21 protein-coding genes are annotated in these 24,145 nt (G+C 73.3%); 5 read left to right on the forward strand and 16 right to left on the reverse strand.

Annotation, left to right across the window (positions count from 1 at the left end; all coding sequences use genetic code 11):
* Positions 1–853 precede the first annotated feature (853 nt).
* Entirely contained in the window at positions 854–2,344 is a 1,491-nt protein-coding gene (locus KBX43_RS28660) for a replication-associated recombination protein A (RefSeq protein WP_043324963.1), read from the reverse strand.
* 74 nt (positions 2,345–2,418) lie between these two features.
* The gene (locus tag KBX43_RS28665) at positions 2,419–2,631 is read right to left on the reverse strand and encodes a hypothetical protein (RefSeq protein ID WP_018785054.1); all 213 of its coding nucleotides are present in this window, start codon (positions 2,629–2,631) and stop codon (positions 2,419–2,421) included.
* A 132-nt stretch (positions 2,632–2,763) separates the two neighbouring features.
* On the opposite strand from KBX43_RS28665, the gene KBX43_RS28670 reads away from it, so the two are divergent.
* Positions 2,764–3,504, forward strand: coding sequence for a GNAT family N-acetyltransferase (locus tag KBX43_RS28670; RefSeq protein WP_210888274.1), 741 nt, complete (start codon positions 2,764–2,766; stop codon positions 3,502–3,504).
* A 251-nt stretch (positions 3,505–3,755) separates the two neighbouring features.
* On the opposite strand, the gene KBX43_RS28675 is transcribed toward KBX43_RS28670, so the two are convergent.
* The 4 genes from KBX43_RS28675 to aspS all read right to left on the reverse strand — a co-directional run bounded on the left by KBX43_RS28675 (position 3,756) and on the right by aspS (position 8,521).
* The gene (locus KBX43_RS28675) at positions 3,756–5,168 is read right to left on the reverse strand and encodes an MFS transporter (RefSeq protein ID WP_064448518.1); all 1,413 of its coding nucleotides are present in this window, start codon (positions 5,166–5,168) and stop codon (positions 3,756–3,758) included.
* Positions 5,165–5,776: a helix-turn-helix transcriptional regulator gene (locus KBX43_RS28680; protein WP_166456338.1), complete on the reverse strand. Its 612-nt coding sequence runs from the start codon at positions 5,774–5,776 to the stop codon at positions 5,165–5,167. Before KBX43_RS28680 ends, KBX43_RS28675 begins: the two co-directional genes overlap by 4 nt.
* Before the next feature lie 61 nt (positions 5,777–5,837).
* Entirely contained in the window at positions 5,838–6,647 is an 810-nt protein-coding gene (locus KBX43_RS28685; protein ID WP_210888276.1) for a sugar nucleotide-binding protein, read from the reverse strand.
* Between the two features lie 68 nt (positions 6,648–6,715).
* A complete protein-coding gene (gene aspS, locus KBX43_RS28690) occupies positions 6,716–8,521 on the reverse strand; it encodes an aspartate--tRNA ligase (protein ID WP_043324967.1) in 1,806 nt (601 codons plus the stop codon).
* A 149-nt stretch (positions 8,522–8,670) separates the two neighbouring features.
* Here aspS and KBX43_RS28695 point away from each other — a divergent pair, with 149 nt between their 5' ends.
* Complete coding sequence (locus tag KBX43_RS28695) at positions 8,671–9,369, forward strand: DUF998 domain-containing protein (RefSeq protein ID WP_233514690.1); 699 nt, start codon at positions 8,671–8,673, stop codon at positions 9,367–9,369.
* Between the two features lie 58 nt (positions 9,370–9,427).
* Here KBX43_RS28695 and KBX43_RS28700 read toward each other — a convergent pair whose 3' ends face one another.
* Positions 9,428–10,474: a S1 family peptidase gene (locus KBX43_RS28700; protein WP_043324968.1), complete on the reverse strand. Its 1,047-nt coding sequence runs from the start codon at positions 10,472–10,474 to the stop codon at positions 9,428–9,430.
* Positions 10,475–10,752: 278 nt separating this feature from the next.
* On the reverse strand, positions 10,753–11,226 hold the full coding sequence (locus tag KBX43_RS28705) for a helix-turn-helix domain-containing protein (RefSeq protein WP_043324969.1): 474 nt from the start codon (positions 11,224–11,226) through the stop codon (positions 10,753–10,755).
* A gap of 55 nt (positions 11,227–11,281) precedes the next feature.
* Between KBX43_RS28705 and KBX43_RS28710 the strand changes: the two genes are divergently transcribed.
* Positions 11,282–11,782 carry a PaaI family thioesterase gene (locus KBX43_RS28710; RefSeq protein WP_064448524.1) on the forward strand — a complete coding sequence of 167 codons (501 nt, stop codon included), beginning with the start codon at positions 11,282–11,284 and terminating at the stop codon, positions 11,780–11,782.
* A gap of 122 nt (positions 11,783–11,904) precedes the next feature.
* Here KBX43_RS28710 and KBX43_RS28715 read toward each other — a convergent pair whose 3' ends face one another.
* Genes KBX43_RS28715 through KBX43_RS28725 form a run of 3 tightly spaced genes read right to left on the reverse strand, consistent with a single transcriptional unit; the run spans position 11,905 to position 14,992 of the window.
* Entirely contained in the window at positions 11,905–12,840 is a 936-nt protein-coding gene (locus KBX43_RS28715; RefSeq protein WP_210888278.1) for an acyl-ACP desaturase, read from the reverse strand.
* Between the two features lie 51 nt (positions 12,841–12,891).
* The gene (gene hisS, locus KBX43_RS28720; RefSeq protein ID WP_210888281.1) at positions 12,892–14,232 is read right to left on the reverse strand and encodes a histidine--tRNA ligase; all 1,341 of its coding nucleotides are present in this window, start codon (positions 14,230–14,232) and stop codon (positions 12,892–12,894) included.
* Between the two features lie 40 nt (positions 14,233–14,272).
* Positions 14,273–14,992 carry an MBL fold metallo-hydrolase gene (locus KBX43_RS28725; RefSeq protein WP_210888284.1) on the reverse strand — a complete coding sequence of 240 codons (720 nt, stop codon included), beginning with the start codon at positions 14,990–14,992 and terminating at the stop codon, positions 14,273–14,275.
* A 237-nt stretch (positions 14,993–15,229) separates the two neighbouring features.
* On the opposite strand from KBX43_RS28725, the gene KBX43_RS28730 reads away from it, so the two are divergent.
* Both KBX43_RS28730 and KBX43_RS28735 read left to right on the forward strand, forming a co-directional pair.
* Positions 15,230–16,099 carry a peptidylprolyl isomerase gene (locus tag KBX43_RS28730; protein ID WP_064448526.1) on the forward strand — a complete coding sequence of 290 codons (870 nt, stop codon included), beginning with the start codon at positions 15,230–15,232 and terminating at the stop codon, positions 16,097–16,099.
* A 91-nt stretch (positions 16,100–16,190) separates the two neighbouring features.
* A complete protein-coding gene (locus KBX43_RS28735) occupies positions 16,191–17,033 on the forward strand; it encodes a peptidylprolyl isomerase (RefSeq protein ID WP_043330340.1) in 843 nt (280 codons plus the stop codon).
* A gap of 71 nt (positions 17,034–17,104) precedes the next feature.
* Here KBX43_RS28735 and KBX43_RS28740 read toward each other — a convergent pair whose 3' ends face one another.
* The 5 genes from KBX43_RS28740 to yajC all read right to left on the reverse strand — a co-directional run bounded on the left by KBX43_RS28740 (position 17,105) and on the right by yajC (position 24,139).
* On the reverse strand, positions 17,105–19,576 hold the full coding sequence (locus tag KBX43_RS28740) for a bifunctional (p)ppGpp synthetase/guanosine-3',5'-bis(diphosphate) 3'-pyrophosphohydrolase (RefSeq protein ID WP_043324973.1): 2,472 nt from the start codon (positions 19,574–19,576) through the stop codon (positions 17,105–17,107).
* Between the two features lie 227 nt (positions 19,577–19,803).
* The gene (locus KBX43_RS28745; protein ID WP_043324974.1) at positions 19,804–20,370 is read right to left on the reverse strand and encodes an adenine phosphoribosyltransferase; all 567 of its coding nucleotides are present in this window, start codon (positions 20,368–20,370) and stop codon (positions 19,804–19,806) included.
* A 98-nt stretch (positions 20,371–20,468) separates the two neighbouring features.
* The gene (gene secF, locus KBX43_RS28750; protein WP_043324975.1) at positions 20,469–21,662 is read right to left on the reverse strand and encodes a protein translocase subunit SecF; all 1,194 of its coding nucleotides are present in this window, start codon (positions 21,660–21,662) and stop codon (positions 20,469–20,471) included.
* Position 21,663: 1 nt separating this feature from the next.
* Positions 21,664–23,571 (reverse strand): protein translocase subunit SecD, encoded by a 1,908-nt coding sequence (secD, locus tag KBX43_RS28755; protein WP_176722758.1) that lies wholly within the window; start codon positions 23,569–23,571, stop codon positions 21,664–21,666.
* A 223-nt stretch (positions 23,572–23,794) separates the two neighbouring features.
* Positions 23,795–24,139, reverse strand: a complete 345-nt coding sequence (yajC, locus tag KBX43_RS28760; RefSeq protein WP_036343450.1) for a preprotein translocase subunit YajC — start codon at positions 24,137–24,139, stop codon at positions 23,795–23,797.
* Between the last annotated feature and the right edge of the window lie 6 nt (positions 24,140–24,145).

Raw genomic sequence — 24,145 nt, forward strand, 5'->3', positions numbered from 1 at the left:
GGGCGCGGCGCGCCGGCCTCGGGACCGCCGGGGCGCACCGGCGGCGCGGCCGGGCCGAGCTGGTCGGGACCGCGCCGGGTCACCGGAGGACGCGGACCGGGCCGGCCGCCGGGCATCGGGGGCGGCGCGTCAGCCGGGCGGCCGGGTGGCATCTCCGGACCGGGCCGGGCGGCGCCCGCGTCCGCTGCGGAACGCCCGGCGACAGGTGGTACGTCCGCGCCGGGCCGGACGTGACCGGGCCCGGCCGGTCCTCCGCGGCCCACGCCCGGCGGGGACGCCGGGCCGCCACGACCGGAAACGGGCGGTTGCGTCGGGTCGGTGCGGCCGTCCGGCACCGGCCCGGCCGGTTGGGGACGGCCGGGGGGCGGGGCGGCGGGAGACGACGGACCGGGCCGGGCGGACGACGGAGGCGCCGCCGGGCCGGGCCGACCGGAGACGGGTGGCTGCGGGCCCGGGTGACCGGCCAGGGGCGGCTGCGGGCCCGGGTGACCGGACGCGGGCGGCTGCGGACCCGGCCGGCCGGGTGGTTGCGGGCCCGGCGCCGGGGGCCGCGGAGCGGACCGGGCGGGCATCCCCGGCCCGGCGGCGGGCGGAGGCATGCCGGGCCCGGCGGCCGGACCCGGTGCTGCTCCCGGCCGGCCCGGCGCGGGCGCGGAGGAATCCCCCTCCGGTCCGAGTTCGCCGCCCTGCTGCTTGGCGGTACGCAGATCGTCGATCCAGCCGAGTTCCTCGCCGACGACGGTCGGGTCGAGCTCGGGCTCGGCCCGGCCGCGTCCCCACCGGCGGCCCTTGGCCCGCGGATCGCGCCGCTCGTCGGGGCCGTCCGCCGGCCGCTCCGGACCACGCGCCATCACTACTGACCCCCCTCGGCGGCGTCGCTGCCGCCCTCACTCGCCCCGCTGGCCTGCTCGCCGCCGCCCACCCGGGCCCCGTTCACGGCGGCCGGGGCGCCGGCCTCCGCCCGGGTCGCCGGTGCCGGCAGCCCACGGACGATCCGGCGCAGCAGCGGCAGCCGGGTGGCCACCGCCCGCTCCGCGCCGTGCCCACTGGGCTGGTAGTAGTCGGTCCCGACGAGGTCGTCCGGAGCGTACTGCTGGGTGACCACCCCCCGGTGGTCGTCGTGCGGGTAGCGGTAGCCGGCCCCGTGCCCGAGTCCGCGCGCGCCGGAGTAGTGGGCGTCGCGCAGCCCGCGCGGCACCGGGCCGCCACGACCGGCGCGTACGTCGGCGACAGCGGCGCCGATCGCGGCGGTGGCCGAGTTCGACTTCGGCGCGGTGGCCAGGTGGATGACCGCCTGGGCCAGGTTGAGCTGCGCCTCCGGCAGGCCCACGTACTCGACCGCGTGGGCGGCGGCGGTGGCCACCGTCAGCGCGGTGGGATCGGCCATGCCGACGTCCTCGCTGGCGAAGATCACCAGCCGGCGGGCGATGAACCGGGCGTCCTCGCCGGCCACCAGCATCCGGGCCAGCCAGTGCAGCGCCGCGTCCACGTCGGAGCCGCGCATGCTCTTGATGAACGCGCTGGTCACGTCGTAGTGCGCGTCGCCGTCGCGGTCGTAGCGCACCGCCGCCACGTCGACCGCCTGCTCCGCCACGGCCAGGTCGATCCGGCCTGCGCCGAGCGCGGTCGCGGTGGCCGCGGCCGCCTCCAGCGCGGTGAGCGCCTTGCGTACGTCGCCCCCGGCGAGCCGGACCAGGTGGTCCTCCGCCTCCTCGGCCAGCACCAGCGCGCCGCCGAGGCCGCGCTCGTCGGCGACCGCGCGGCGCAGCAGCCCGCGTACGTCGTCGTCGTCGAGGGCCTGGAGGGTGAGCAGCACGCACCGCGACAACAAGGGCGAGATGACCGAGAAGTACGGGTTCTCCGTGGTCGCCGCCAGCAGCGTGACAGTACGGTCCTCGACGGCGGCGAGAAGCGAGTCCTGCTGGGTCTTGCTGAACCGGTGCACCTCGTCGATGAACAGCACCGTCGGCGGGCCGCCGGAGCGGCGCTGCCGCCGCGCGGTCTCGATCACCGCGCGGACGTCCTTCACGCCGGCGGTCAGCGCGGACATCGCCACGAACCGCCGGTCGGTGGCCCGGGCCACGAGATGCGCGATCGTGGTCTTGCCGCTGCCCGGCGGCCCCCAGAGGATGACCGACATCGGCGCCGCGCCCTCGACCAGCTGACGCAGCGGCGCGCCCGGTGCGAGCAGGTGCTCCTGCCCGACCAGCTCGTCGATGCCGGCCGGCCGCATCCGCACCGGCAGGGGCGAGTCCGCCCGGGCGTCGGTGAAGCCGTCGGCGCCGCTCGCGCCCGCGGGTGCTCCGGCGGGCTCGCCGAGGGTGAAGAGGGCGTCCGATTCCATCACGAGAACAGTACCGGGCCGGGCCGACGGCGCCGGAATCGCGCCGCCGACCCGACCCGGGTGGTCGTTTCCGGTCAGCCGCGACCCGGCCGCCGGCCCCGGTACCAGCGGCCGCCACCGCCGCCGCGCGGGCCGGAGCCGACGCCGGCCAGGTAGAGCGAGAGCAGCAGGAAGCCGATGAGCATGAGCGTCGAGGTGCTGAACAGATCGGGCGCGCCGAGGTCGGTGTTCATGAAGTCGAGCAGCAGCGCGAAACCGAACACGATGGCCGCGAGAATGGCGAGCATGTCGTTCCTCCGGTGGGGGTTCCCAGCAGGTCGGCGACGGATGTACCCAATCGGTCTGTTCGTCAATCTCCACCCTGGAACAGGAGATGGGCGGCCTCCGATACGAGCCGCGGGCGCTCGTAGGCTGGCGCAATGATCACTGTCGACGAGGCGCTGACCGGGCGCGAGGCGCTGCTCGCCGCGGCCGGCGACCACCCGTACGCCCGGCACGCGCTGCGGCGCGACCAGGCCGTACGCGGATGGCGGCACGGCGGCGCGGTCGGGTGGCTGCTCCCGCCGGGCGAGTGGTCGGCCGGCGGGGCGGTCGGCGCCCCCGGCCCGGCGATCGACGTCTTCGCCGCCCACCGGGCGGACGGGACGCTGCGAGCCGGTCAGTCGATCAACCTGCCCCACGCCGACCCGGACGAGGTGGCCGCGCGGCTGCCGGTGGCCCGGCTGATCGACTGGGACTTCCTCTGGACCACCGCGCCGCCGCCGCACCAGCCGGAGCAGGAGCGGGTGGAGCGGCTCACCGCTGCCGACCACCCCGCCCTGACCGCGCTGATCGAGGAGGCGTTCCCGAGCACCACCTCCCGGCCGGGCGAGCCGGGCATCGTCGACTGGTACGGGATCCGCGACGGGGACCGCCTGCTCGCCTGCGGCGCGGATCGCAGCCGCGCCGACATCGGCTTCCTGGCCGGGTTGACCGTCGCGCCCGGGCTTCGCGGCCGGGGGCTGGGCGCGGCGCTGACCGCCGGAATGACTGACGCCCTGTTCGCCCGGTACGACACGGTGGCGCTGGGCGTCTACCCGGACAACCTGGGCGCGATCCGGCTCTACCGGCGGCTCGGCTTCACCGCCACCGAACGCCGCACCTCGATCAGGCTGGCCTGACGCTGCCGGCACCCGGCCAGGGCTGCGATCGGAAGCGGGCGCGTCGAACCGGTGAGTGGAACGTCATGGGTGTCAAACGGGAGCCGAGACACCCATGACGTTCCACCCGCGGGGCGGTGACCCGCACGGCGATGCCGGGAACGTTGCTGCCGACAACGCCGGCACCACTCGGCCGCCGCCGGGCGACGCCCGCCGTCGGGACGCCGGGACGCCGGGACGGCCCAACCACTGCCGGACGACGCCCGCAGGACTCAGTCGCGGCCGGGTGACGCCGGCACGACCACCGGCCCGGGCCCGCCAGTGACGGCAGCCGCGTCCGCGCCGACGGCGGCGCCACGGTCCGCCGCGTCGAGGGGCGGCTCGGACGCCAGGCCGGCGTGGCCGGGGCCGCCGCCCGTCACCTCCGGCGTCACGTCGACCGCCGAGGGGGTACGGCGGGCGGCGCGCCAGGCCGGCAGGTAGAGCGGCGCGGCCACGGCGAGCACCACCCCGCCGACGATCATGGCGGTGCTGACGCTCGTGGCGTCGGCCAGCGCGGTGAGCGTGACCGCGCCGAGCGCGCCGGCCGGCTGGCCGGCCATCGAGTTGAGCGACAGCACGCTGGTGCGGTACGGCCCGTCGACCTGCCGGTGCAGCAGTCCCATGTGCAGCGGGTTCGACGCGCCGTGCACGGTGTAGCAGGCCAGGTACGCGATGAGGATGCCGACCGGCCCGGCCAGCAGGCCCATGCCGACCACTGTGACGCCCTGGAGGATCCGCATCAGCGCGGCGGCCGGGGCGGCGCCGAGGCGGCGCAGCAGGAACGGGGTGAGCGCGGCGCCGGCGGCGTTCGCGAGCCAGGCCGCGGTGCCGGCGGGGCCGAGCAGCGCCGCGGCGCGGGCCGGGTCGTCGAGCACCTCGGCGAGGCGTACCGGCAGCAGCGACTCGAAGGTGACCATGCCGAAGCCCCAGAACAGCTCGACGGCGACCAGGGCCGCCAGCACCCGGTTTCGGCGCAGCAGCCCGACGGCCTGCCCGACCATCCGGGGCGCGTCGACCACGGAGGCGCGCAGCGCGGCCGGGCCGGACGCGGGCCGCCGCTCGGCCATCAGCGCGAGCAGCGCCACGATGGACACGGCCTGGAGCACGGCGGCGACGATCACCGGCAGCGCGAGGGCGCTGACCGGGCCGACCGGGCCGAGCGCGACGAGGCCGCCGCTGAGCAGGGCGCCGGCGCCGATGGCGACACCGATCACGGTGCCGGCCCAGCCGAGGCCGCGTTCGTACTCGGCTTTCGGGTCGGCGGCGAGCGTCGCGTCGACGTACCAGGATTCCATCGGGCCGCTGTCGAGCGCCCGGTAGACGCCCTGCAGCGCCCAGACCAGGAAGAACATCCAGAACGAGTCGGCCACCGCCATCAGCGCCAGCGAGCCGAGGCCGATGGCCCAGGCGGCGACCAGCACGGGTTTGCGGCCGAGCGCGTCGGCGAAGCCGCCGGTGGGCAGTTCCAGCGCCAGCACGACGAGGCCCTGCGCGGTGGCGACCAGGCCGATCTGGGACAGCGTGAGGCCGCGCTCCTGCATCAGCAGGACCATCACCGGCATGAGCAGGCCGCTCGGTAGCCAGCGCAGGCCGTACAGCGTGAGGTAGCGGATCCGGATCTGGCGTACGGACAGCGCGGTCACGGCTTCTCCTCGGCGGGTGGCGGGGTGGACCGGGGGAACGCCGCGTCCATCGGGAGGGCGGCGAGGTAGAGCTGCACCGTCTCGGCGTCGGGGTCGTCCGGGTCGGTCTCGTCGCGGTGCCGCTCGAAGACCGCGAAGACCTCCTCCTGGATCGCCTTGAGGCGGTCCACCGGAATCCGCATGAAGAAGTCGCCCATGCCGAACGCGTCACGCCAGGCCGGCGACCACCGGTGCCGCTGGGCGAACCAGCGTTCGGCGTGCCCGGCGAAGAAGCGGACGTAGTCCGCCTCGACCCACTCGATGGCCGCCCGCGAGTCGGGGTCGTCGTCGAAGTCGCTGGACTCCCAGCTGGTGACGTCGTGCGCGGCCCGCCAGTAACGCTGCCGGCCGGTGCCGAGGCTCGGGTCCTCGACCACGAGGCCGACCTCGGCGAGTTGGCGCAGGTGGTAACTGGTCGCGCCGCTGTTGGTGCCGAGCGCCTCGGCGAGGGTGGTGGCGGTGGCCGGGCCCACCACGCGCAGCGCCCCGATCAGCCGCATGCGCAGCGGCTGGGCCAGCGCGCGGACCTGACGGTGGTCGATGCGTACGGTGCGCTTCTTCTCCTCCATGAGATGCACAATATCTGTGCACACTTTCCATGCACAAGATACTTGCAAAGAATCTGTGCAACTATCCGTACAGCTCGGTGATCCCGCGCAGCCGGGTCCGCAGCAGGCCCGCGGCGCGGGCGGAGTCCAGCACCACCTCCCCCGGGCGGCGCAGCCCGGCGGCGGCGATCGTGGTCGTCCGCAGCCCGCCCGTATCCACCCCGTCGTGCCGGGCCACCAGCAGCCCCAGCTCGGCGCGGCTCACCGCGTCCGGCCCGGCCACGTTCAGCAGCCCGGCATAGTCGCCCGGCACCAGCTCCAGCACCGCGCCGGCGAGGTCGGCGACGTGCACCGGGCAGCGCAGCTCGTCGGTGAACAGCGTGGCCCGCCCCGCGAGGGCCTCCCGGCAGAGCTGGATCTGCTTGCTGCCCTCCCCCACGATCAGCGACGTACGCACCAGCGCCGCGCCCGGATCGACCGCCCGCACCGCCGTCTCCGCCGCCGCCTTCGCCGCCCCGTACGCGTGCAGCGGCGTGGGCACGTCCTCGTCCGCGTACGGCGCAGGCCGCCCGGCGTGCAGCGCGTCGCTGGACAGGTGCACCAGCCGGGCGTCCACCTCGGCGGCGGCCACCGCGATGTGGGCCGCCCCGTCCGCCGTGACCGCCCAGTCGTCGTACCGGTAGGGGGTGGCGACGACCGCGTCGGGGCGTACCCGGGTCAGCAGCTCCCGCACGGCGGCGCGGTCGGTCACGTCGAGCCGGTGCGGCGCGACGCCGGGCACCGCGACGGCGGCGCGGTGGTACGTGCCGGCGACCCGGTGCCCGGCGGCAACCGCCTGCCGGCACACCTCGGCGCCGAGGAAGCCGCTGGCTCCCACCACGAGCAGGTTCATGTCGTCTCCCCCGAAGATCGAAAAAGGCCCGCGTCATCATGACGCGGGCCAGTTCCGGAAAGCGAGGATCAGACGGGGTCGGCCACCGGGGCGGCCGGGCCGGCGGTGCCGGCGTGCGGACCGGCCGGGGCCTTCGGCTTGGCGTCGATGCCGGCCTCGGCGCGCTGCTGCCCGGTGATCGGGGTGGGCGCGCCGGTCAGCGGGTCGAAGCCGCCGCGGGTCTTCGGGAACGCGATGACCTCGCGGATCGAGTCGGCGCCGGCCAGCAGCATGCAGACCCGGTCCCAGCCGAACGCGATGCCGCCGTGCGGCGGGGCGCCGTACTTGAATGCCTCCAGCAGGAAGCCGAACTTGTCCTGCGCCTCGTCGGCGGTGATGCCGAGCAGGTCGAACACCCGCTGCTGTACGTCGCCGCGATGGATACGGATCGAGCCGCCGCCGATCTCGTTGCCGTTGCAGACGATGTCGTACGCGTACGCCAGCGCCCGGTCCGGCGCGTCCTCGAACCGGTCCACCCACTCGGCGTTCGGCGAGGTGAACGGGTGGTGCACGGCGGTCCAGCCGCCCTCGTCGGTGCGTTCGAACATCGGCGCGTCGACGACCCAACAGAACGCCCAGGCGCTCTCGTCGATCAGGTTCGACCGCTTGGCGATCTCGATCCGGGCCGCGCCGAGCAGCTCCTGCGCCTCGCGGGTGTTCGTGCTCGCGGCGAAGAAGATCGCGTCGCCGGGCTTCGCGCCGACCGCGTCGGCCAGACCGGACAGGTGCGCCTCGGACAGGTTCTTCGCCACCGGGCCGCGCGGCTCGCCGGTCTCGGCGTCCAGCACCACGTACGCCAGGCCGCGCGCGCCGCGCGCCTTGGCCCAGTCCTGCCAGCCGTCCAGCTCCTTGCGGGTCTGCGCCGCGCCGCCGGGCATGACCACCGCGCCGACGTAGCCGCCCGCGTCGATCGCGCCGGCGAACACCCGGAACTCGGTGCCGCGCAGGTAGTCGGTCAGCTCGGTCAGCTCCACGCCGTAGCGCAGGTCCGGCTTGTCAGAGCCGTACCGGGACATGGCGTCGTGCCAGGTGATGCGCGGGATCGGCCGGGCGATCTCGTAGCCGGCGAGGTCCTTCCACAGCGCCGAGACGATCGCCTCGCCGAGGTCGATCACGTCGTCCTCGGTGACGAACGACATCTCGATGTCGAGCTGGGTGAACTCCGGCTGCCGGTCGGCACGGAAGTCCTCGTCGCGGTAGCAGCGGGCGATCTGGTAGTACCGCTCCATGCCGCCGACCATGAGCAGCTGCTTGAACAGCTGCGGCGACTGCGGCAGCGCGTACCAGCTGCCCGGCTGCAGCCGCACCGGCACCAGGAAGTCGCGCGCGCCCTCCGGGGTGGAGCGGGTGAGCGTCGGCGTCTCGATCTCCAGGAAGTCCCGCTCGTGCAGCACACCACGGGCGATCTGGTTGGCCCGCGAGCGCAGCCGCATGGCCTTCGCCGGGCCGCCCCGGCGCAGGTCCAGGTAGCGGTACTTGAGCCGGATGTCGTCGCCGGCCTCGATCTGGTCGTCCACCGGCAGCGGCAGCGGCGCGGCCTCGGAGAGCACCTCCAGCGCGGACGCGGTCACCTCGACCTCGCCGGTGGGCAGGTCCGGATTCTCGTTGCCCTCGGGGCGGCGGGTCACCTCGCCGGTGACCTTGACGCAGAACTCGTTGCGCAGCGCGTGCGCGTCCTCCTCGCGGAAGACCACCTGCACGACACCGGAGGCGTCGCGCAGGTCGACGAAGATGACACCGCCGTGGTCGCGCCGGCGGGCCACCCACCCGGCGAGCGTCACCGTCGAGCCGGCGTCCGCGGCGCGCAGGCTTCCGGCATTGTGGGTACGGATCACGGCTGGCGTCTCCTCAATCTGGTCCACTCACTGCTCCCCCGCATTCTGTCAGGGCGGGCGGGCCCGCTCCCGGGCACCCGTCGAGCCGGTCCGCCCCGGCGGTGGCGAAAGCGCCGTGCGGGCCGGGTCCGGCGGTCTACCGTGGCCGGGTGCGTGCCGTACCGAGCTGGGCCGTGGTCACCGCGGCCGCCGCGCCCGCGCTGCTGGTCACGGGCTGGACGGTCGCGGGCGCCCGCCAGGGGCCGGGGTACGACCCGGTGCGGGACACGATCAGTGAGCTGGCCGGCGAGGGCGCGACCGATCCGTGGCTGATGGGCGGCGCGCTGGTGCTGCTCGGCTGCTGCTACGCCGCCACCGCCGCCGCGCTGCACGCCGCCGGGCTGCCCAGCCGCTTCCTGCTCGCGGTCGGCGGGGTGGCCACCGTCGCGCTGGTCGCGTTCCCCCGCCCGCAGGTTGGTGGCTCCCCGGCGCACGGCGTGGTCGCGACGGTGGCGGTGCTCGCGTTGTCGCTGTGGCCGGCCGGGACGGCGCTGCGGCTGCCCCGCAGAGTCCCGCGCGAGGTGGCCGCCTCCCCGGCCGGCACGCCGCCGTGGGCGTTCCGCCGGCCGGTGGCGCTGGCCGTGACGGCGGCGCTGCTGGCGTTGTTCGGCTGGTCGGTGGCGGAGGTGACCGGCGGCTCCCGGACCGGGCTGGCCGAGCGGGTGGCAGCGCTCGCGGTGACGCTCTGGCCGCTGGCGGCGGTGCTGTCGGCGCGGCGGGCCCACCGGCACTGGACGGCCCGGCCGTCGGACCCGCCCCGCCCGGACGGGCCGCCGATCGGCCCGGGCCGTCTTGGAGCGGGCGCCTGAGCGGGTACGCGGAACGGGCCGCCGGTCGCCCGGCGGCCCGTTGGATGCGATGCGTGGATCAGAAGACGCTCACGCCGTAGACGCTGAGCGGCTCGGTGACCGGCTGGAAGTAGGTGGTACCGCCGGAGGAGCAGTTGCCGCTGCCGCCGGAGGTGAGGCCCAGGGCGGTGGTGCCGGCGAACAGCGAGCCGCCGCTGTCGCCCGGCTCGGCGCAGACGGTGGTGCGGATGAGACCGGAGACGCTGCCCTCGGCGTAGTTCACGGTCGCGTTGAGCGCGGTCACGCTGCCGCTCTTCACGCCGGTGGTGCTGCCGGAACGGCGGACGGACTGGCCGACGTAGGCGTTGCCGGCCGAGGTGATGTCCTGGGTGCTGCCGTTGTAGAGCGAGACGTTACCGGCCGCGTTGGCCGAGTTGCTGTGCCGGACGATGCCGTAGTCGTTGCCCGGGAAGCTGGTGCCGGTCCGGGTGCCGAGCACGGTGGTACGGCTGGAGTTGGAGTACCAGGTCGAGCCGATGTTGGTGCAGTGCCCGGCGGTGAGGAAGTAGTACGTCGAGCCGCTGCGCACGTTGAAGCCGAGCGAGCAGCGTCCGCCGCCGGCGTAGATGGCCTGGCCGCCGGAGATCCGGGTGCTCAGCACGCCCGCCTCGGCCTCGATGCGGATCGCGCCGTTGTGCCGGGCGGCGGCCGCCTTGACCCGCTCCAGCTTGGCGCCGGTGACGGTGCTGTCGACGGAGACGACGACCTGGTTCGTGGCCGGGTCGGTCCACCAGGCGGTGCCGGGGATCTTGGCGGAGCGCTCCAGCTCGCCGGTGGCGGCGTTCAGCTTGTCCGCGCCGCGCGCCACGATCTTCGGGATGGCGCCGGCGTCGCGCACCTGGCGAGCGGTGGCGGTGTCGGTCACCGTGACGATCATCTTGCCGCTGGCGTCGGCGTACGTGCCGGCCGCGCGGGCGCCGAGCTTCTCGACGAGGGTGGCGGCGGCGTCCGGCGAGAGGGCCGTGGGGGCGGCCTGCGCGGGTGCGCCGAGCAGCGAGCCGGTGACCAGGGTGCCGGCGACGGCTACTGCGGCGGCGCGGCGGAGCGTGGACCTCGTGGGTCGCATGTAACAACCTCCGAATGGGGGTGAACGGGCGCTGTCATGGGGGCGCGCCCGAGGACAACCCGGGCGACCTGGGGAAACCGCCCGGGTGCCCAAAGTATTCACACATTTAAGATCGTAAACAAGACATGGCTTTGCCCGGATTCGCACCAGCGCCCGATGTAACGCCCCAGCAACAACATCGACTCAAGGTGTCAGAGCCGGGGATCGACCCACGTCGACGTGCTGGGGGCAGGCGCGGCGAACGGTCAGGCGCGCGGGCGGTCAGGCGCGCGGGGCGGTCAGGCGCGGCGGTGGGCGCCGGGGCCGGGACGGGGCAGCACGTCGCGCGCCTCGGTGATCTCGTGCCCCTCGGCGCAGCGCAGCTCGACCCGGACCTCGGCGCCACAGTCACGATGCGCCACGCTCAGCGGGGAGCCCTCCGGGTCGGCCAGGTAGCGGTCACCCCAGCCGAGCACGGCGACGAGCACCGGCCACAGGTCCAGCCCCATCTCGGTGAGCCGGTACTCGTGACGCGGCCGGCTGCCCGGCTCCCGGTACGGCTCGCGACGCAGCACCCCGCGCTCGACGAGCATGGCGAGCCGGTTGGTCAGCACCTGGCGCGGGATGCCGGTGCGCACCCGCATGTCGTCGAAGCGGCGTACGCCGTTGAAGACCTCGCGCAGCACGACCAGGGTCCACCGCTCGCCGAGGACCTCCATGGCGCGCGCGATGGTGCAGTTCTCGACCGACCAGTCCAGTGCCGCGGGTCTCATCCGACCAGGCTAGGTCTGATTGACAGACTCAGCAACGCGCTGCCAGGCTGAGTCCATGACGCAGACGCAGGAACGCTCGCGCACGTTCACCTGGTCCGACCCGGCCGCCGGGGCCGCCCACCTGGGCCGGCGCAGCGGCCTGGAACTGATGCGGGCGATGATCGCCGGCGAGCTGGCCGCCCCGCCGATCATGCACCTGATCGACATGTCCCGGATGGAGGCCGAGGAGGGGCGCGTGGCGGTCGAGCTGCTGCCGCAGGAGTTCCACTACAACCCGCTCGGCACGGTGCACGGCGGCGTCCTCTCCACGCTGCTGGACACCGCCGCGGCCTGCGCCGTGCACACCACGCTGCCGCCCGGGGTCGGCTACACGTCGCTCGACCTCAACGTGAAGTTCCTGCGCCCGGTAACAGTCGACACCGGCACACTGCGCTGCGAGGGCACGGTGCTCCAGCGGGGCCGCCGCACCGCCCTGGCCGAGGCCCGCCTCACGGACCCCGCCGACCGCCTGGTGGCCCACGCCACCTCAACCTGCCTGATCTTCCCCCTCCCCTGACCACCGCACCCCGCGCCCCCGCCGCGCCCGGCGATCTTGCGGTTGCGGCCCCCGCAGCGCCGGTTTCGCGGCATTCGCGGGGGCCGTGAGTGCAAGATCGCGCGGGAGAGAGGGGGGCGGGGTCAGCGGGTTGCGGCCAGGCGGGCTGCTCGGGCTGCGCGCTTCTCCTCGAAGCGGGACGCCTGGGTCTCCAGCATGTCCAGGTGGGCGGCGATCTGGTCGCGGGCGGTCTCGCCGTCGGCGTTCAGGCCGGTCACGTCGAACAGGTTCCACTGGCGCAGCACCGGCATCACCACCTCGTCGCGGTGCTGGCGCAGGTCGTAGATGCCGGCCAGCGCGATCGCCACCGACTTGCGGGCGAAGCCGTCGATGCCCACGCCCGGCATCTGGAAGTTGGCCAGCACGTCGGCGACCGCGCGCATGGCCTGCGACGGGGCCAGCTCGAACGCCGCGCCGAGCAGGTTGCGGTAGAAGACCATGTGCAGGTTCTCGTCCGCCGCCACCCGGGCCAGCAGCGCCTCGCACGTCGGGTCGCCGGTGGCCCGGCCCGTGTTGCGGTGCGAGATGCGGGTCGCCAGCTCCTGGAACGACACGTACGCCAGCGAGTGCAGCATCTCCTGGTCGTGGACGTTCTGGTAGCCCGCCGACATGTGCACCATGCGGGCCCGCTCCAGCGCCACCGGGTCCACCGACCGGGTCACCGTCAGGTAGTCGCGGATCGCCGTGCCGTGCCGCCCCTCCTCGGCGGTCCACCGGTGCACCCAGGTGCCCCACGCGCCGTCGCGCCCGAACAGGGTGGCGATCTCGTGGTGGTACGAGGGCAGGTTGTCCTCGGTGAGCAGGTTGACGATCAGCGCCGTCCGGGCCACCTCGGGCAGCGTCGAGTCCTCCGGCGACCAGGCCTCGCCGCCCAGCGGGCCGTCGAAGGTGCGGCCCTCGCTCCACGGCACGTACTCGTGCGGGAACCACTCCTTGGCCAGCGACAGGTGGCGGTCGAGGTTCTTCTCGACCACCGGCTCGAGTTCGGTGAGCAGAGCGGTCTGGCTGAGCACGGTCACGACGTTCTCCCTACGGTGGCGTAACTTACGCCACCGTAGGTCCAAACGCCTTCAGACGCCAGTGCCGGCCGGGCCGACCAGCGGCTTCAGGTCCGCCCGGGGCGGCGTCCACTCGCCCGCCGAAGCGGCCACCTGCTCACCGGAACGGATGTCCTTGACCTCGTCGCCGTCCGCGCCGGGGAACCAGACGTACGGGATGCCGCGCCGCTCGGCGTACCGGATCTGCTTGCCGAACTTGGCCGCCGACGGGGACACCTCGGTCGGCACACCGCGCGACCGCAGCGCCGCCGCGACCGCGTCACTGGCCGCCCGGTCCTCCTCGGCGGTGACCGCCACCAGCACACAGGTCGGCACCGAGCGGGACACCGACAGCGCCTCGGCGCCGAAGAGCAGGCCGAGCAGCCGGGTCACCCCGATCGAGATGCCCACCCCGGGGAACCGGACGTTGCCGGAGCTGGCCAGGTTGTCGTACCGGCCGCCGGAGCAGATCGACCCGAACCGCTCGTAGCCGATCATCTGCGTCTCGTAGACCGTACCCGTGTAGTAGTCCAGGCCCCGCGCGATGCGCAGGTCGGCCACGCAGAGGCCGGGCGCGTGCGCGGCGGCGGTCTCCACCACGGCGGCCAGCTCCGCGATGCCCTCGTCCAGCAGCGGATCGCTCACCCCGAGGCCGCGCACCGCGTCGGCGAAGGAGGCGTTTGGCGCGGAGATCTCGGCCAGCGACAGCACGGCCTTGGCCTGCGCCTCACTCGCCCCGGCGGTACTCGCCAGCAGCTCCGTCACCCCGGCCGGGCCGATCTTGTCGAGCTTGTCGACGGCGCGCAGCCCCGCCTCCGTGTCGGTCAGCCCGATGCCCCGGTAGAAGCCCTCGCAGATCTTGCGGTTGTTGACCTGGATACGCACCGGCGGGATCGGCAGCGACCGCAGCGCGTCACCGATGACCAGCGGCATCTCCGCCTCGTAGTGCGCGGGCAGCGTGTCCCGGTCGACGATGTCGATGTCGGCCTGGAGGAACTCCCGGTAGCGGCCCTCCTGCGGGCGCTCACCCCGCCACACCTTCTGGATCTGGTAGCGGCGGAACGGGAACTGCAGCTTGCCGGCGTTCTCCAGCACGTAGCGGGCGAACGGCACGGTCAGGTCGAAGTGCAGGCCGAGCGCGTCGTCACCGGCCGGCCCGTCGGCGTCGGCCTGCAACCGGCGCAGCAGGTACACCTCCTTGGAGGTCTCCCCCTTGCGCAGGAGCTGGTCCAGCGGCTCCACCGAGCGGGTCTCCAGCGGCGCGAAGCCGTACAGCTCGAACGTGGCGCGGATCCGGTCGAGCACGAACTGCTCGATCATCCGCTGCGCCGGCGTCCACTCGGGGAAGCCGGAAATGGGCGTGGGCTTGCTCATCACGAACTCCTTGAGAACCCGCGCGGGCGCGGGTGAGGGTCTAGAGGCCTCGGGTGGGCGCGGCCGGGCGCGCGCCGCCGGTGCCCGCCACCTCGACGAGGTACGGGTTGGTCGCGCGCTCGCGGCCGATAGTGGTCGCGGGGCCGTGGCCGGGCAGGACGACTGTGTCGTCGGCCAGCGGGAGCACCTTGTCCCGCAGGCTGGACAGCATCCGGGGCATGCTGCCGCCCGGCAGGTCGGTACGGCCGATCGAGCCGGCGAACAGCACGTCACCGGAGAGGCAGAACTGCTCCGCCTCCCAGGGCGAGCCGGCGCCGGGCAACCGGAACAGCACCGACCCGCCGGTATGGCCGGGGGCGTGGTCGACGGTGATCTCCAACCCGGCCAGCGACAGCGTCGCGCCGTCGGTCAGCTCGGCCACGTCGTCCGGCTCGGCGTACGGCAGCCGGCCGCCGAACAGCTGGGTCAGGTCCATCGACAGCGCCTTGCTCGGGTCGGCCAGCAGCTCCCGGTCGTCCGGGTGGACGTAGGCGGGGATGCCCCGCGCGCCGCAGACCGGGGCGACGGAGAACGTGTGGTCCAGGTGGCCGTGGGTGAGCAGCACGGCGGCCGGGTGCAGGCGATGCTCGGCGAGCACGGCGTCGAGCCGGTCGAGCACCCCGATGCCGGGGTCGACCACCACGCACTGCTCCCCCGGAGCGGTCGCCACCACGTAGCAGTTGGTGCCGAAGGCGTCCGCGGGAAAGCCGGCCACGAGCACGTCGCTCCCCTTTCCGTCCGGTCGTCGTCTGCTTGCAGCCTAGTCGTAGCGGCGAGCGAGTTCCGCCCGCCACCGGGCCCGTCCGCCCCGGCCGGGCTGAGATGACGGGACCTCGTACACGACATTCACAGTCGCTACCCGTACACTCTGGCGGGCGTGTGGCGTGGCGCACCCCGACCGGAACGGCGGCCGGCGCCCGGCGCCGGCGGCGATTCAGGCAGAGGAAGGGGAGCGCACGTGGCTTCCAGCAGGGACCGGCAGCGCAAACTGGCGCGGGCCAAGCTCGACCGGCAGCTCGCCCGGCGGGCGGCGGCCGCGAAGCGCCGCCGGCAGATCCGGGCCGGTGTGGGCGCCGCGGTGGTGCTCGTGCTGATCGTGGCCGGTTCCGCCTGGGCGCTCGGCGCGTTCGACTCGGAGCCGGAGAAGCAGGCCGCCGAGGACGTCTGCCTCTGGACCGCGCAGGACGGCGCCGTCAACACCAACCTCAAGGACGTCGGCGAGCCGCCCACCACGGGCCTGCCCACCTCGGGCACCCGGCCGATGACGATCACCACCAACCAGGGTGGCCCGATCACCGTCGAGCTGGACCAGACCGACGCGCCGTGCGGCGCGGCGAGCCTGAGCTACCTGGCCGGCCGCTCGTTCTTCGACAACACCACGTGCCACGAGATCACCGCCGAGGGCGCGCTGCGCTGCGGCGACCCGACCGGCACCGGGCTCGGCGGACCGACCTACTCGTTCTTCGACGAGAACGTGCCGGCCGCGCCGGAGCCCAGCCCGTCGGCCTCCCCGGCCCCGGGGCAGCCGGCGACGTACCCGAAGGGCACCGTCGCCATGATCGGCAACCCGCCGGGTAGCAACGGCAGCCAGTTCCTGATCTTCTTCAAGGACGCCAGCCCGGAGAAGCCGGCCTACTCCGTGGTCGGCAAGGTCACCGGCGGGCTCGACGTGGTGGAGAAGATCGGCGCCATGCCGACGGAGGACAATGGCAACGGCGCCAAGGTCAAGCCCAAGACGCAGATCCTGGTGCAGAGCGTCACCGTCGGCGAGCCGGGCGCGGCTCCGGCCGACAGTCCCGCGCCCTCGCCGAGCGCCAGCGCGGGCTGACCGACCCAGAGCCGGCGGCAGCCCGCCGGCTCACCCACACGTGACCGGCGGCGCGCGCGCCGACCCCAAACGCAGCAGGTGAGGAGTGACCGTGACGTCCACCAGAGACCGCCAGCGCGCGGCGGCGCGGGCCAAGCTCGAGCGGGAGATGGCGGAGCGGGCCGGCAAGGCCCGCAAGCGCCGGCAGACCCAGGCGATCGTCGGCGCCGCGGCCGTGCTGGTGCTCGTCGTTGCCGGCACGGTGTGGCTGGCCACCTCGCTCGGCGGCGACGACGACGAGCAGACGGGCGGCACGACCACTGCCGACGCCGTGCAGTGCGCGTACACGGAGGTGCCCAAGGAGGGCCGGCCGCCGCAGATCAAGGACGTCGGGCTGCCGCCGACCCAGCAGGCCGGCAAGGGTTCCCAGACGATGACCATCGACACCAACCTGGGCCCGATCACCGCCAAGATCGACCGTGCCGCCGTGCCCTGCACCGCGGGCAGCTTCACGCACCTCGCCAGCAAGGGCTTCTTCGACAACACCAAGTGCCACCGCCTGGTGACCGAGGGCATCAAGGTGCTCCAGTGCGGCGACCCGAGCGCCACCGGCAAGGGCTGGCGGGACACCGACGGCACCGGCGGGCCCAGCTACAACCTGGCCGAGGAGAACCTCCCCACCAACAAGCGCCCGCCGTACCCGGAGGGTGTCATCGCGATGGCCAACTCCGGGCAGCCGGGCAGCACCGGCAGCCAGTTCTTCATCGTGTACGGCGACTCGCCGCTCGACCCGAACTACACGGTGCTGGGCACCATCACCGGTGGCATGGACGTGGTGAAGCAGGTCGCCGCGGCCGGTGACGACGGCGCGTTCGCCAAGCAGGCCGGCGGTGGTCACCCGAAGAAGGAGATCACCATGACCAAGGTGACGATGAGCCCGGTCGAGGGCGGCTGACCGCACCGGTACGACGACGAAGCGCCCGCCGGCTGATCGCAGCCGGCGGGCGCTTTCGCGTACGTGGTGGCTCAGGCCCCGGAGGTGACCCGGTACGCGTCGAAGACGCCGTCGACCTTGCGTACCGCGGCCAGCAGGTGGCCCAGGTGCTTCGGGTCGGCCATCTCGAAGCTGAACCGGCTCACCGCCACCCGGTCCCGCGTGGTGGTGACGGTCGCGGAGAGGATGTTCACCCGCTCCTCGGACAGCACCCGGGTCACGTCGGCGAGCAGCTTGTGCCGGTCCAGCGCCTCGACCTGGATGGCGACCAGGAACGTGGACGCCGAGGTGAGCTTCCAGCTGACCTCGACCACCCGCTCGGGCTGGGCGCGCAGGTCCTCGGCGTTGGCGCAGTCGTCCCGGTGCACGCTGACCCCGCCGGAGCGGGTGACGAAACCGAACACCGAGTCCGGCGGCACCGGCGTACAGCAGCGGGCCAGCTTGATCCAGACGTCGCTGACGCCGCGGACCACCACGCCCGGGTCGGCGCTGCTCTGCCGGCTGCGCGGCGGCCGGGTGGCGACGGCGGTCTCGGCGATGTCCTCCGCCGCGCCCTCCTCGCCGCCGTAGGAGGCCATCAGCTTCTGCACGACCGACTGCGCGGAGACCTGGCTGTCGCCGACCGCCGCGTACAGCGAGGCCACGTCGGCGAGGTGCAGGTCCCGCGCGATCGCCATCAGCGCGTCCGAGGTGAGCATCCGCTGCAACGGCATGCCCTGCTTGCGCATCGCCTTGACGATCGCGTCCTTGCCGGCCTCGATCGCCTCCTCGCGCCGCTCCTTGTTGAAGTACTGGCGGATCTTCGTACGCGCGCGCGGGCTCTTCACGAAGCCGAGCCAGTCCTGCGTCGGGCCGGCCGTGTCGGACTTCGACGTGAAGATCTCGATCACGTCGCCGTTGGAGAGCGTCGACTCCAGCGGCACCAGCTTGCCGTTCACCCGCGCGCCGATGCACTTGTGCCCGACCTCGGTGTGCACCGCGTACGCGAAGTCCACCGGCGTCGACCCGGTCGGCAGCGGGATGACGTCGCCCTTGGGGGTGAAGACGTACACCTCCTGGCTGGACAGGTCGAACCGCAGTGCGTCCAGGAACTCGCTCGGGTCCGCCGCCTCGCGCTGCCAGTCCAGCAGCTGCCGCAGCCAGGTCATCTCGTCGATGTGCGCCGGCGGGCCCACCACCGGCGTGCCCTTGTGCTCCTTGTACTTCCAGTGCGCGGCGATGCCGAACTCGGCGGTGCGGTGCATCGCGTACGTGCGGATCTGCATCTCCACCGGCTTGCCGGTGGGCCCGATGACAGTCGTGTGCAGCGACTGGTACATGTTGAACTTGGGCATGGCGATGTAGTCCTTGAACCGGCCCGGCACCGGCTGCCAGTTGGCGTGGATGACTCCCAGCGCCGCGTAGCAGTCGCGCACCGTGTCGACCAGGATCCGCACACCCACCAGGTCGTAGATGTCGTTGAAGTCGCGCCCCCGCACGATCATCTTCTGGTAGATCGAGTAGAGGTGCTTGGGCCGCCCGGTCGTCTCCGCCTTGATCTTGGCGGCCTTCAGGTCGGTGGACACCTTCTGGGTCACCTGGCGCAGCAGCGCCTCGCGCTGCGGCTGGTGCTCCCCGATCAGCCGGTTGATCTCCTCGAACCGCTTCGGGAACAGCGTGCCGAAGGCGAGGTCCTCCAGCTCCCACTTGATCGTGTTCATACCGAGGCGGTGCGCCAGCGGCGCCAGGATCTCCAGCGTCTCCTTGGCCTTCTGCTCCTGCTTGGGGCGCGGCAGGAAGGTCAGGGTCCGCATGTTGTGCAGCCGGTCGGCCAGCTTGATCACCAGGACCCGGGGGTCCTTCGCCATCGCGACGACCATCTTGCGGATGGTCTCGGCCTTGGCCGCGTCGCCGAGCTTGACCTTGTCGAGCTTGGTGACGCCGTCGACGAGCAGCGCGACCTCGCCGCCGAAGTCGGCGCGCATCGCGTCGAGCGTGTATTCGGTGTCCTCGATGGTGTCGTGCAGCAGCGCCGCGACCAGCGTGGTGGTGTCCATGCCCAGGTTCGCCAGGATGGTCGCCACCGCGAGCGGGTGCGTGATGTAGGGGTCGCCGGACTTGCGGTACTGCCCCGAATGCCACCGCGCGGCCGTGTCGAAGGCGCGCTGCAGCAGCCGCGCGTCGGCCTTGGGGTGGTTCTCCCGGTGCGTCGCGATCAGCGGCTCCAGCACCTCACTGACCTGCGAGGTCTGCCAGGGCGCGTTGAACCGGGCCAGCCGGGCGCGTACCCGCCGGCCGGTGGGCGCGTTGGAGAGCGCGAACCCGCCGCTGGTCGCCGCGTCGGCGGCAGCCTCGGTCGGGAACGGCACCACGACCGCCCCGCCGTCGGCCGTCGCGTCGGGCGCGCCGCCGGTGGCGCCGGTCGCCCGGGCCTGCGGGTTGCCGCTGCGCTCGGTCACCGAGCCGTCCGCGTCGCCTGTCGGGTGCACCGTGCCCTCCACCGGAGGGACGACATCGTGGGACACCGGCCTCCTCACCGCTCGCCGGGATGCGCCGGCCGTTCGGCCGACGTCTGGTTCAACCGGCCCGGGGGCCGGTGTTGTTCCGCGCGGTCACCGGGGCCGGGCCCCGGCGCCTTCGCCGCCCCGGACACCTCGGCCGGGTCGGGCAAAGCGCAATGCTACCCGTACGCAGGGTACGCCACCGCTCCCCCGGACGGTCGGCGCCGACCGGCCCGACGGCCGGGGCCGGGTCAAACGGTCAACAGGGCGTGGACCGGACGCGGCGCGAGCCGCTTGCGGCCTTCCAGGAAGCCCAGCTCCAGCAGCACAGTGAACCCGGTCACCGTGCCACCGGCCCGCTCCACCAGGTCCAGCGTCGCCTCGGCGGTGCCGCCGGTGGCGAGCACGTCGTCGAGCACCAGCACGCGGTGGCCGGCGGTGAAGGCGTCCTGGTGCACCTCCAGCGTCGCCTCGCCGTACTCCAGCGCGTAGGAGGCGGAGTGCGTGGCCCGGGGCAGCTTGCCGGCCTTGCGCACCGGCACCACGCCGACCCCGGTGGCGTACGCGACGGCCGCGGCGAGCACGAACCCACGCGCCTCGATACCGGCGACGGCGTCGAACGAGTCGCGCCCGTGGTACGCGATGATGCCGTCGATCACCTCACGGAACGCCGTACCGTCGGCGAACAGCGGCATCAGGTCCTTGAACACGACACCCGGCTTGGGGAAGTCCGGCACGTCCAGCAACCGGCTGGCGACGAGCTGGGCGACCTCCGGGCCGCTGTCTCCGCGTACGCCCGTGGTGTGGGTCTCCGTCACAGTGCGTCCCATGTCCTCTCGAAACGACGACGGCGTCCGTCATGCCGTGAGTCCAGCATGACGGACGCCGTCGTCGCGACTACGTCCGGGCCCGTGGTTCAGCGGCGCTTGCCGCCGGGCCGGTTGCCGCCGCCCCCTGCGGGTCGGCCGCCGCGGGCGCCGCTGGGACGCTTGCCGGCCGGGCGGGCGCCGACCTTGGGGGCGGCGCCGGCGAGCGCGGCGGCCTCCGGGTCGATCGGCGCGTCGGCGTCGGCAGCCGGGGCGGCGCGCGAGGCGCCCTTCGGCGTGATCTCGCCCCGGGCCAGGGCGGCCCGGCGGGACAGCACCCGCTTGTTGTGCGCGCTGATCCGCGGGTCCATGTTCTTCAGCAGCACCAACAGCGGGGTGGCCAGCACGATCGAGGTCAGGAACGCCACCGCCATACCGACGAACAGCACCAGGCCGAGGTCCTTCAGCGTGCCCGCGCCGAGCAGGCCGGCGCCGATGAAGAGCAGGCCGCCGACCGGCAGCAGCGCCACCACCGAGGTGTTCAGCGACCGCATGAGGCTCTGGTTGAGCGCCAGGTTGGACGCCTCGCCGTAGGTGACGTTGTTGTTCGCGGTGATGCCGCGTGTGTTCTCCTGCACCTTGTCGAAGACCACCACCACGTCGTAGAGCGCGAAGCCCAGGATCGTGAGGAAGCCGATGATCGTCGACGGGGTGACCTCGAAGCCGACCAGCGAGTAGATGCCGGCGGTGAGGACCAGGTTGGTCAGCAGCGAGGTGATCGCCGCGACCGCCATCCGCCACTCGAAGCGCAGCACCAGGTAGATCGACACCACCGCGATGAAGATCAGCAGACCGAGGAAGGCGCGGGAGGTGACCTGGCTGCCCCACGCCTCGGAGACCTGGCTGCCGCTGATCTGGTCGGCCTGGATGCCGAACTCCTCCGCCATCGCGGCCTTGGCCGCGTTGGCCTGCTCGGCGCTGAGCTGCCCGGTGCGCATCTCGTAGAACTCGCCGCTGGTGCTGCCGACCTTCTGCGCGCTCACCACCTCGACGCCGGGCGCCTCGTCGGCCAGCACCTCGTCGACGGTCTGCTCGGCCCGGTCCAGCGTGCCGACGCTGGCCGGCACCTGGAACGTGTTGCCGCCGGCGAACTCGATGCCGAGCTTGAAGCCGCTGATCGCGAAGCTGAGCACCGCGATCAGGACGAGGACGCCCGCCACGCCGAACCACAGGTTGCGGCGGCCGACGATGTTGAGATCCGCCTCGCCCCGGTAGAGCCGGGCGGCCAGACCGTTCTTAGCCATCTCAGGCCTCCTTGACACGCGGGTTGCGGGCGGTGCCCGACTCGGCCGACCGGGCCGGCAGAGCCCGGCCCAGACCGCTGACCCGCGGCGACAGGAACGCCCGGGTGCGGGCGAACATCGTCATGATCGGGTGGCGGAAGAGGAACACGACGACCAGGTCGAGCACTGTCGCCAGGCCGAGCGCGAAGGCGAAGCCCTTCACCGCGCCGACCGACACGATGTAGAGCACCACCGCCGACATCAGCGTGATCGCGTTCGCCGAGATGATCGTCCGGCGGGCCCGGATCCAGGCGCGCGGCACCGCGCTGCGTGGGCTGCGGCCCTCCCGGATCTCGTCCTTCAATCGTTCGAAGTAGATGACGAACGAGTCCGCCGCGACGCCCAGTGAGACGATCATGCCGGCGATGCCGGCGAGCGTGAGCGTGAAGCCGATCGAACGGCCGAGCACCACGAGCGCGCCGAAGACCAGCAGCGCGGAGAGCACCAGGCTCAGGAAGATGACCGAGCCGAGCAGCCGGTAGTAGAAGAACGAGTAGATGATGACCAGCAGCATGCCGATGCCGGCGGCCAGCAGACCCGCCTTGAGGTGGCTGTCGCCGAGCGTGGCGGTGACGTTCTGCTGCTCCTGCGGCTCGAACGTGACCGGCAGCGCGCCGTAGCGGAGCTGGCTGGCGAGCGCGTTCGCGGTCTTGTTGTCGAAGCTGCCGGTGATCTGCGAGTCACCGGTCAGCACGCCCTGGATCTCCGGGGACGAGACGATCTCGTTGTCCAGGACCACGGCGACCCGGCACTTGCCGTCCTGGCCGAGCGCGGTCTGGTCGCAGGCCTGGCCCTCGTTGTTGAACGCCTCGCGGGTCAGCGCGGTCCACTTCTCCTGGCCCTTGCCGGTGAAGTTGAGGCTGACCACCCAGGAGCTGGTCTGGTCGAGCTGGGCGGAGGCGTTCTTGACGTCGGTGCCGAGCACCTTCGCCACGTCGAGCAGGTATTTCGCGCCGGACTCGCAGGCGACCGCCTTCTGCTTCTCGTCCTTGATCGAGGCGGCCGGGCGCTTGTCGAGCTGGGCGCAGGTGATGGTCGGGACGTTGAACTGCATCTCGACCGGCAGGACCGCGACCTCCTGCGGAGTGAGCGTGCCGAACGGCTTGAGCTTGTCGGCGAGCGTCGGGTCGGTGGTGAGGTCGGCCGGGGCCTGCAGACCCGAGGCGGCGGCCCAGGCGGCCGCACCGACCTTCTGCTCGACGGCCTTGCGCTGCTGCTCGATGCTCTGCGGCACCGGCTCGGCGCTGGCGCTGGCGCTGGGGGACGCGGCGCTCGGCGAGGCCGACGGGGTGGCCGAGGCGCTGGCGCTCGGGTTCGGGGCCATGCCGCCCTGTCCGCCGGCGCTCGGCGACCCGCTGACCTTGGGGCTCGTGGTCGCCTGCGGCGACGCGCTGCCCGACGGCGCCGGGCTGGCGGTCCCGGACGGAGCGACGCTCGGGGTCGGCGCGGGCGCGGCGGCGGCGCCGCTGCCGTCGGTGGCCTTGAGGACCTTGCGGAAGCGCAGCTCGGCGGCGCTGCCCACGTCGGTCAGGTCCCGGTTCTGGCCGGGCAGGGAGATGACGATGTTGCGGTTGCCCTCGGTGACCACCTCGGCCTCGGCCACGCCGTAGGCGTTGACCCGGCTCTCGATGATCTGGCGCGCCTCCTCGAGGTTGCCGGCGGTCGGCGGCTTGCCGTCCACGGTGTTTGTGGCCTCGAGCGTCAGCCGGGTGCCGCCGACGAGGTCCAGGCCGAGCCGGGGCTCCAGCCGGTCCTTCCAGCCACCGCTGGCGCCGCCCGAGAAGAACACCAAAAGATAGAGGACGACGAAGATGAGCCCGAGCACGGCGAGCTGCCGTCCGGGCCGCATCTGTCCCTGAGGTGGTGCCACGGCTGTCCTGTCTCCCTGTACGGTCGCGCCGCTTCCGCGGCGGCGACAACTGTCGGGCCGGGGGTGTCCGCCCGACTGCTCCGGCGGATCGGCACCGGCTGACGGCACGCCGACCGGGGCACGGCGCGGGGGCGCCGCACGGCCTGGCCGGGTGCCGGCGCCGGGCGCCGACCCCAACTATCCACTTGTACCGATGATTCCGCTGCCCCGTCCGGGGCGGCAGTCACTCCTTGACCGGCTCGGCTTCCTCGCTGATCGTCTCGGCGGCCGGCGCCTCGGCGCGCTTGATCACGCGGGCCACGGCGGGGCGGGCGTACCGGGTCTGCACACCCGGGGCCACCTCCAGCAGGACGGTCTCGTCCTCGACCGCGGTGACAGTGCCGTGCAGGCCGCCGATGGTGACCACCTCGTCGCCCGGGGCCAGGGCGGACTGCATCTGCTCGGCCTCGCGGCGGCGCTTCTGCTGCGGTCGGATCATCATGAAGTACATGACGACGAAGAGCAGAGCGATCATCAGGATCGGCGTCAGACCGCCGGCTCCCCCGCCACTCGCTGCTGCGTAAAGCACGGTGTA

The organism is Micromonospora sp. C41, from assembly GCF_018070485.1.
Taxonomy (GTDB): domain Bacteria; phylum Actinomycetota; class Actinomycetes; order Mycobacteriales; family Micromonosporaceae; genus Micromonospora; species Micromonospora chalcea.